The 8,265-nt window shown below is 44.5% G+C and carries 5 protein-coding genes; 4 read left to right on the top strand and 1 reads right to left on the bottom strand.

What is annotated here, in order from left to right; translation table 11 throughout:
* Positions 1-97 precede the first annotated feature (97 nt).
* Positions 98-625 carry a nitroreductase gene (locus AB5123_RS05170; protein WP_117863428.1) on the bottom strand — a complete coding sequence of 176 codons (528 nt, stop codon included), beginning with the start codon at positions 623-625 and terminating at the stop codon, positions 98-100.
* 432 nt (positions 626-1,057) lie between these two features.
* Here AB5123_RS05170 and AB5123_RS05165 point away from each other — a divergent pair, with 432 nt between their 5' ends.
* The 4 genes from AB5123_RS05165 (at position 1,058) to secA (ending at position 8,233) form a co-directional block, all read left to right on the top strand.
* Complete coding sequence (locus AB5123_RS05165; RefSeq protein WP_022287650.1) at positions 1,058-2,653, top strand: peptide chain release factor 3; 1,596 nt, start codon at positions 1,058-1,060, stop codon at positions 2,651-2,653.
* A gap of 170 nt (positions 2,654-2,823) precedes the next feature.
* A complete protein-coding gene (locus tag AB5123_RS05160) occupies positions 2,824-4,377 on the top strand; it encodes an NPXTG-anchored protein (protein ID WP_337812588.1) in 1,554 nt (517 codons plus the stop codon).
* Between the two features lie 175 nt (positions 4,378-4,552).
* The gene (locus AB5123_RS05155) at positions 4,553-5,272 is read left to right on the top strand and encodes an N-acetylmuramoyl-L-alanine amidase (RefSeq protein ID WP_303160178.1); all 720 of its coding nucleotides are present in this window, start codon (positions 4,553-4,555) and stop codon (positions 5,270-5,272) included.
* Between the two features lie 186 nt (positions 5,273-5,458).
* On the top strand, positions 5,459-8,233 hold the full coding sequence (gene secA, locus AB5123_RS05150; RefSeq protein WP_046439484.1) for a preprotein translocase subunit SecA: 2,775 nt from the start codon (positions 5,459-5,461) through the stop codon (positions 8,231-8,233).
* Positions 8,234-8,265 lie beyond the last annotated feature (32 nt).

The following is an 8,265-nucleotide window of genomic DNA, read 5'->3' as shown; positions in this document are numbered from 1 at the left end:
TGATATATTAAAGCCCGTGGGCTTCCATATCGAGGGAATCCACGGGCTTTGTTGCGCTTTTTTTACAGCGCCTTTTTTGTTAGATAGTTTGTCAGGATTATTTGATATAGTATACCCAATTGTCTTTTCTTTCGTGACCCTCGGGATATTCACCCTCAGTGTAGCCGAGTGCGCAGTGACCGATGCCCTCGTATTCGCCCTCGATACCAAGGCTGCGGAGGATCTCCTTGCCTTCTTCGGACTCAAATTCTTCCTTTGCACGATGTATCCAGCAGCTTCCAACGCCCTCGTTGTGAGCGGCAAGCATAAGATTTCCCATAACAAGACTTCCGTCATAAATATAAGTCGGGCAGGATTTGTCAGCTAGTACAATAAGAATAACAGGCGCACCATAGAACGGGTCGAAGCCCTCAGCCCAGCCGCCTATCTTTCTGTTCATCTCAGAAATTTTGTCACGCATTTCCTTGTTGGTGACAGCAATTATAATAGGTGACTGCAAGTTTCTTCCTGTGGCGGAATAAGTTCCTGCTATTATGATGCGGTCGAGAACGTCCTGAGGTATCATGTCAGGCTTGTATTTTCGTACACTCCTTCTGGTTTTCATAAGTTCGAGCAGATCTTTCATAAAACAGCCTCCTTTGTAGGTTTGATAGTTGATTGCTTATAATTTGATTTTAGCACAGTTTGTGGAGAATGTCAACGGCTGTTTAAGTGAGGAACGAAGTTAAGTGAGGAGCGGTTTAAGTGAGGAGTGAGGAGTGAGGAGTGAGGAGTGAGGAGTGAGGAATGACAGCGTCGCTCCCCTACATGGATTGAAAAATGCAAAAAATAATATGGGGGATAACGCAAGTTTGGCAAACAAGAAACAGGCGACCAGCGGTCGCCTCTACAAAAAAATTATCGCCGACAGGCGATACCATAATTCCTCATTCCTCATTCCTCACTCCTCATTCTACAAACGCCGCTTTCTTCATAAAAAATCTCTTGCAATTTAAGCGATACTGTGCTATACTAACAAGGTATGTTTAAAAATGCAATGAAATATGGAGGAATAATTTTGGGTAAGCTTGAAGATGAGATCAAACGCCGCCGTACTTTTGCGATAATTTCCCACCCTGACGCAGGTAAAACAACTCTTACGGAAAAATTTCTGCTCTATGGTGGTGCAATAGCTCAGGCAGGTGCTGTTAAAGGTAAAAAGAACTCCCGCCATGCTGTTTCAGACTGGATGGAAATAGAAAAACAAAGAGGTATCTCTGTTACTTCTTCTGTTATGCAGTTTCAGTATAAAAATTATTGTATAAATATCCTGGATACTCCTGGACATCAGGACTTCTCTGAGGATACCTACCGTACTCTTATGGCTGCAGACTCAGCCGTAATGGTAATAGACGCTTCAAAGGGTGTGGAAAATCAGACCAGAAAGCTTTTCAAGGTCTGCGTTATGCGCCATATCCCTATATTTACTTTCGTAAATAAAATGGACCGTGAGTCCAGAAATCCTTTCGATCTTATGGAGCAGATAGAGTCTGAGCTTGGTATCCAGACCTATCCTGTGAACTGGCCTATCGGCTCGGGCAAAGAGTTTAAGGGCGTTTATGACAGAGATAAAAAGCATATAATCTCTTTTGAGGCAAGCGGTGGACAGCATCAGGTGGCAGCTACAGAAGTCGACCTCTCCGACCCGTCACTTGACAGCCTTATCGGCGAGGATCTCCACTCAACTCTCTGCGATGATATCGAGCTTCTCGATGGCGCAAGCTATGAGTTCGATATCGAAAAGGTGAGAAAGGGTGAGCTTTCGCCTGTGTTCTTTGGCTCTGCTCTTACAAACTTCGGCGTCGAGCCGTTTTTGGAAAACTTCCTCGAAATGACAACTTCTCCTACTCCGAGAAATTCCTCTGCCGGTATCATAGATCCGTTCGACCCTGAGTTCTCGGCTTTCGTGTTCAAGATACAAGCTAATATGAACAAGGCTCACCGTGACCGTATCACTTTCCTGCGTATCTGCTCAGGAAAGTTCGATAAGGATATGGAAGTTCTCCATGTTCAGGGCAATAAAAAGCTCAGACTTTCTCAGCCTCAGCAGATAATGGCTCAGGAAAGAGAGATAATCGACGAAGCCTATGCAGGAGATATAATCGGTGTGTTTGACCCAGGTATCTTCGCTATTGGCGATACGATCTGCTCGCCAAAGAAAAAGTTCGAGTTCGAGTCTATCCCGACCTTTGCACCTGAGCATTTTATGAGAGTCCGTCAGAAGGATACCCTCAAAAGAAAGCAGTTCGTAAAGGGTACAACACAGATCGCACAAGAGGGTGCGATACAGATATTCCATGAGCCTGACAGCGGTATGGAAGAAGTTATCGTGGGCGTTGTGGGCGTTCTTCAGCTTGAAGTTTTTGAATACAGAATGAAAAATGAGTACAACGTTGACCTCTTCAAAGAGGGTCTGCCTTATTCTTATATCCGCTGGATAGATAACAAGGATATCGACCCTAAGACATTGAAGCTTTCAAGTGACACAAAGCTTGTCAAGGACTTCCGTGACAACTATCTGCTTCTTTTCACAAGCGAGTGGAATATCCGCTGGGCGCTTGAAAGAAACGAGGGTCTTGAGCTTTCAGAATTTAACAGAGGCGACCTGCAATAATACAATATTGCTAAATACCCTTTCCTAAAAAGTGATAAACTGACCAAAGTGTGTGCTTTGGTCAGTTTTTTTCTTGACTTTTTATTTGATATATGTTATATATTAAGTAGGTATATGTATGAAATATTAAGTAGGTATATGTATGAAAACTATTTTATGGGGTGATATGTATGATAAAAAAGATAAGTGCGGCGGCAATTGCGGTCATTATGTCAGCGAGCATGATGTTCACTACAGCTTCGGCAGACGCTTCCTATGTTCTTGATAAGGACGCAGGAGAAGACTTCGTCAATTTCATAGACGGCAAGCTGCCTGATATTTTAAAGAGTATGGACAGTGTTGCAGACGGCGATAAGACCTATTTCGACTATGGCTCATGGTTCATGGATCTGGATTATGACGGTGTGCCTGAGTTTATAATAGGCGGTGAAATGGCTGACGGCGACAGACATTATTCTATTCTTACCAGGGACGGCAAGGAGATAAAGATAGATGACACTGTTGCAAACGGACAGTATTTTCCGGGATTTATGGGCTTTGATTATATGCCTTACAGAGATCTTTATACAGGGGAGGTATCATATTTTTCAAGTAACGATAAGATAAAAACTATGACCTTTGACCCTGAAAAAGGCGTTACTGAAAAGGAGCTTTGCTCGGAAGAATACGATTTGGAAACTGACAGCACTGTTTACAAAACAGACGGCAAAGAGGTCAGCGAGAGCGAGTATTATAACTATAAATCCACCCTCAGCAGATTTATCCCTCTTGAAGTGGAAAATACAGAGCTGACATCAGATGAAACTGCAAAGGCTGACGCTGATAAGCTTCTGGAAATGTATAACGAGTATAACTGCGTTGTCATGACGGCGGAGAACAAAAAGGACGATATGACAAGCGTAATAGTCGAGATGCTCGATCTTCTTAAAGAGATAATGGCTGACGCTCCTTATGAAATTGCTAGTGATGTTGATTGGAGCTATAACAGTTGGTTTGAGGATTTAAACTTTGACGGCGTTCCTGACTTTGTTATCGGCGGTATTGCTGACCTCTTAGATGAAGGTACTGCTTTAAGGCTTTATGACGTTATCGGTATGGGCAATGCAGGCTTTTTGGCGGATACCAATGTGTCGAACGACCATGGCGACGGTGAGAACGGCTTCGGCTTCAAGCCTTATGTAAACAAGCAGACTGGCGAAAAAACATACCTCTCAGAGGATAGATATGCAGAGGACGGCAAGGAGCATTACGCAGTGAGAAAGCTTTTTAGCTGTCTTGGTGAATGTCTTACCGCTGATATCTGCACCGCAGAATATGACAGCAAAAAAGGCGTGACTTCATACACCATCAAGGGAAAGGAAGTCACATCAGAGGAGTTTCAGGCGTATCTTGCAAAGCTTAACAGCGACTATGATGAGCTTTCTGTAACAATAAGCACCATGGGCGAAAACAAAGTCCCTAATAATGAAAGCACCCTTGCAGAGTCATATGACGAGTATAAGCTTGGGGACGTTGTGGGCGGAGCAAACTTTACATATGTAGAAAAGAAGAACACTTCAAATGATATTTCTAACCCTGACAAAACAGCAGGCTCTCAGGCTTCAAAGAATTATAATACCGATTCGTCAACAAATCCGTCAACAGGTGCGGCGGCAGGCGTTACAGCCGCAATAATAGCCGCTGGAGCAGGTTTGGCGATATGTGCAAAGCGTAAAAAGAAATAGTCTTTTCAGCCTGATATATGCTGAGGTGAACAGCGTTCACCCGTATATTGGCATATTATCTGTGTGCTGAATATTTTATCACCGTACCCTCTCGTGGTGCGGTGATTTTTTTTTGCATAAGCCGTCCTTTGTCCGCATAACTTGTACAAAGGACAAAAACTAGGAGGGCGGATTTATGTTCAGAAGATTGCAGAATATTTTGTGCTGTGTGGTGATAGCAGGCTTTGCGGCAGTGTGCTGGTATGGCAAAAACAACGGTGAAGCCGTCATGACAGGTGGGGCGGTGAAAACGACCATGGATAAGCCTGTGGTGGTCATCGACCCAGGTCACGGCGGTATGGACGGAGGCTGTGTATCCGTTGACGGCACGCCTGAAAAGGGGATAAACCTTGCGGTGGCGGAAAGCCTCCGTGACGGTCTGAAGCTTCTCGGCTATGATGTTGTTTGCACCCGTGAAAGCGATATCTCTATCTATGACAAAGGCACAGAGGGGCTTGGGGAGCAGAAAAAGTCCGATATGAAAAACCGCCTTGCCATATTCTCGAAATATTCCGATGGTATATCAGTTTCCATACACCAAAATCAGTTTACCGACAGCCGCTACAGCGGTGCGCAGATGTTCTATTCTAAAGACAATGCCGAGGGTGAGAAGCTTGCGGGAGTGATGCAAAAACAGTTCGTTGCCCTCTTGCAGCCTGACAATACCAGAGAAACTAAACCCGTGGGCGACGAGCTTTATCTACTTAATAATACCAAAAATCCTGCGGTTATGATAGAGTGTGGTTTTCTTTCAAACCCTGAGGAGGCTCAGAAATTGGAGAACGAGGACTATCAGCGTCAGGTGGCGTTTACAGTGCTGACAGGTATCAGCGAATACAGGCTAATGCAGAAATAGTCCATTGGTGCAGCGGCAGTGAGAAAACACTGTCCGTCGTTTTTTGTTTGTAAAACGTCACATAAATTGCTTGACTTTTAAAAGGGGATATTGTATAATATAATAGTGTATTTATAGCATAGTATATTTTTTAACTTTTTCCTGCCATAAATTCTGGCAGGAGAATAAATAAAGGTGGATTGAAACATGGGATTATTTGATAAAATATTCGGCAACTATTCTAAAAAAGAGCTTGCCAAGATCGAGCCTATAAAGAATAAGGTACTCGAGCTTGAAAGTAAGTATGCCGATATGTCTGACGAGGAGCTGGGCGGACAGACTGCCATTCTGAGGGGCAAGCTGGACGAGCTTTCAACTCTTGATGACGTTCTTCCTGACGCTCTTGCGGTTTGCCGTGAAGCTGCGTTCAGAGTGCTTGGCAAAAAGCCTTATCCTGTTCAGATAATCGGTGCTATCGTTCTTCATCAGGGACGTATCGCCGAAATGAAAACAGGTGAAGGTAAAACTCTCGTTGCTTGTCTGGCGGCTTATGCTAACTCCCTTACAGGAAATGGCGTTCACGTTGTAACAGTAAACGACTATCTTGCTAAGTTCCAGTCTGAGGAAATGGGCAAGGTGTTCCACTTCCTGAACACTTCTATCGGCGTTGTGCTTACGGGCATGAACAAGGAGCAGAAGAGGGAAGCTTATAACGCCGATATTACATATGGTACAAATAACGAGTTCGGATTTGATTACCTCCGTGACAACATGGTTATCTATAAGAAAGATAAGGTTCAGAGAGAGCACGCTTTCGCTATCGTGGACGAGGTGGACTCTATCCTCATAGACGAAGCAAGAACTCCGCTTATCATTTCAGGTCAGGGCGACAAGTCAACAAAACTTTATTCACTTGCCGACAGATTTGCAAAGACCCTGAAACCTGTTACAGTTGTTGAAATGGACGATAAGGCAGATAACGACCTTCTGGACGGCGACTATATCATCGACGAAAAGGCTAAGACCGCAACTCTTACAAAGAGCGGTGTTAAGAAAGCAGAAAAGGCGTTCAACGTTATAAACCTTATGGACGCTGATAATATGACCCTTGCTCATCACATCAATCAGGCTATCAAGGCAAACGGCGTTATGAAAAAGGATATCGACTACGTTGTTAAGGACGGAGAAGTTCTTATCGTAGACGAGTTCACAGGCCGTATCATGCAGGGCAGACGTTTCAATGACGGTCTGCATCAGGCTATCGAAGCAAAAGAGGGCGTTGAGATAGCAAGAGAGTCAAAGACTATCGCTACTATCACATATCAGAACTACTTCCGTCTGTATGGCAAGCTGTCAGGTATGACAGGTACTGCACTTACTGAGGAGGACGAGTTCAGAGAGATCTATAAGCTCGACGTTATCGAGATACCGACAAATAAGCCTGTTATCAGAATTGACCACCCTGACGTTGTTTTCAAAACAGAAAAGGGCAAGTTCAACGCTGTTATCGAGCAGGTGATAGAGTGCCATAAAAAGGGACAGCCTGTCCTCGTTGGTACTGTTTCCGTTGAGAAGTCAGAGTATCTTTCAAGACTGCTGAAAAATAAGGGCATCAAGCATGAAGTGCTTAATGCCAAGCACCATGACCGTGAGGCTATGATAGTTGCACAGGCAGGTAAATACGGTGCTGTTACTATCGCTACCAACATGGCAGGACGTGGTACTGATATCATGCTTGGCGGTAATGCTGAGTATAAGTCCCTTGCAGATCTTCAGAAAATGGGCTATTCTGAGGAAGTGGCTGTCGAGGCAGCAGGCTTCTCAAATACTCAGGACGAGGAAGTTCTGGCTGCAAGAGCAGAGTATAAGAAGCTCTATGCAAAGTATTCAGAAGAGGTAAAGGAGCTTGCAGAAAAGGTTAGAGAAGCAGGCGGACTTTATATCATCGGTACAGAAAGACACGAGTCAAGACGTATCGACAATCAGCTCAGAGGACGTTCAGGCCGTCAGGGCGACCCGGGCGAAAGCACATTCTTCCTCTCACTTGAAGACGACCTTATGAGAATTTTCGGCGGCGAGAGAATAACAGCCATGATGGACACTCTCAAGGTGGACGAGAATACTCCTATCCAGTCAAAAATGCTCACAGGTGTTATCGAATCTTCACAGAAGAAGATAGAGGGCAGAAACTTCAACATCAGAAAGAACGTCCTTAACTACGACGACGTTATGAACACACAGCGTGAGATAATCTATAAGCAAAGACAGCAGGTGCTTGACGGAGAAGATCTCCATGAAAATATCCTCGGCATGATAAAGGAGTTCGTTGAGGATTCTGTAAATATGTATATCACTGACGAGGACGTTCAGGATAACTGGAACCTGCAGGGTCTTAAGGACAGACTTATGGGCATAATCACAGTTGAGGACGACTTCAACTATACCCCACAGGAGCTTGACGAGATAACAAAGAAGGATATCGTTGACCTCCTTGAAGACAGAGCTTTGAAGATATACGCAAAGCGTGAGGAAGACCTTGGTCAGGAGCTTCTTCATGAGATAGAGAGAGTCGTTTTGCTTAAAGTTGTCGATACAAAGTGGATGGCACATATCGACGATATGGACGAGCTGAAAAAGGGTATCGGTCTGCGTTCATACGGTCAGAAGAACCCAGTAGTCGAGTATCGTATGGAAGGTATGGATATGTTCGACGATATGGTAGCTTCTATCCGTGAAGATACTGTAAGAATGTTGTTCACCATTCAGGTAAGGAAGAACAGCGCCGCTCCAAAGAGAGAGGACGTTCTCAAGCCGGGCGAGCATCATAACATGACCGTAAGAAAAGCTAAGAAGCCGGGCAGGAACGATCTTTGCCCATGCGGAAGCGGCAAGAAGTATAAGAACTGCTGTGGTGCTGGAAACGGTGTACAGGCTGACGAAGCCGAGCAGGCAGAGAATAGCTCTGACAGCTCTGAGAAATAAAAACAATATGCAGGACGGTGAAAACAGCCGTC

It is taken from the genome of Ruminococcus sp. RTP21204st1_B2_RTP21204_210225, assembly GCF_040914135.1.
GTDB lineage: Bacteria > Bacillota > Clostridia > Oscillospirales > Ruminococcaceae > Hominimerdicola > Hominimerdicola aceti.
The sequence above is the reverse complement of the archived record's forward strand: the minus strand, read 5'-3'. Positions and strand labels throughout refer to the sequence as shown.